1 protein-coding gene is annotated in these 1,190 nt (G+C 63.1%); it reads right to left on the reverse strand.

All coding sequences use genetic code 11. The features are described from left to right. Nucleotides 1-1,190 (reverse strand): elongation factor Tu (gene tuf / locus AC54T3_RS17415; protein ID WP_496626573.1); only part of this gene is annotated, 1,190 nt, incomplete at its 5' end.

Here is a 1,190-nt window from a genome sequence, read left to right on the forward strand (position 1 = left end):
TTACTCAATCACCTTGGCGACGACGCCAGCACCGACGGTGCGGCCACCTTCGCGCACCGCGAAGCGCAGCCCTTCTTCCATCGCGATCGGCGCGATCAGCTGGACGGTCATCTTCACGTTGTCGCCGGGCATGACCATCTCGATGCCTTCGGGCAGCTCACAGGCACCGGTGACATCGGTGGTGCGGAAGTAGAACTGCGGGCGGTAGCCGTTGAAGAACGGGGTATGACGCCCGCCTTCTTCCTTGCTCAGCACGTACACCTCGGCTTCGAAGTGGGTGTGCGGGGTGATCGAGCCGGGCTTGGCCAGGACTTGACCGCGCTCGACGTCGTCGCGCTTGGTGCCGCGCAGTAGGGCGCCGATGTTGTCGCCGGCCTGGCCTTGGTCGAGCAGTTTGCGGAACATCTCGACACCAGTGCAGATGGTCTTGACGGTGTCTTTGATGCCAACGATGGCGACTTCTTCGCCAACCTTGATGATGCCGCGCTCGACACGGCCGGTGACGACGGTGCCACGTCCGGAGATCGAGAAGACGTCTTCGATCGGCATCAGGAAGGCCCCGTCAATGGCGCGCTCGGGCTCGGGGATGTAGCTGTCGAGGGCGTCCATGAGTTTGTCGATGGAGGGGCCGCCGATCTCGCTCTCGTCGCCTTCGAGGGCCTTGAGCGCGGAGCCGGTGATGATGGGGGTGTCGTCTCCGGGGAATTCGTAGCTGTCGAGCAGTTCGCGCACTTCCATCTCGACGAGTTCAAGCAGCTCGGCGTCGTCGACCATGTCGGCCTTGTTGAGGTAGACCACAATGTAGGGCACGCCGACCTGGCGCGAGAGCAGAATGTGCTCGCGCGTCTGCGGCATCGGACCGTCGGCGGCGGAGACAACAAGAATGGCGCCGTCCATCTGCGCCGCGCCGGTGATCATGTTCTTGACGTAGTCAGCATGGCCGGGGCAGTCGACGTGGGCGTAGTGGCGCTTCTCGGTCTCGTATTCAACGTGGGCGGTGGCAATGGTGATGCCGCGCTCGCGCTCCTCGGGGGCGTTGTCGATCTGGTCGTAGGCGCGCGCTACACCACCAAACTTCTTCGCCTGGTGCACCGTGATCGCCGCCGTCAGCGTGGTCTTGCCGTGGTCAACGTGGCCAATCGTGCCAACATTGACGTGCGCCTTCTTTCTCTCGAACTTTTCTTTGGACA

It is taken from the genome of Halochromatium sp. NSM3 (assembly GCF_059621085.1).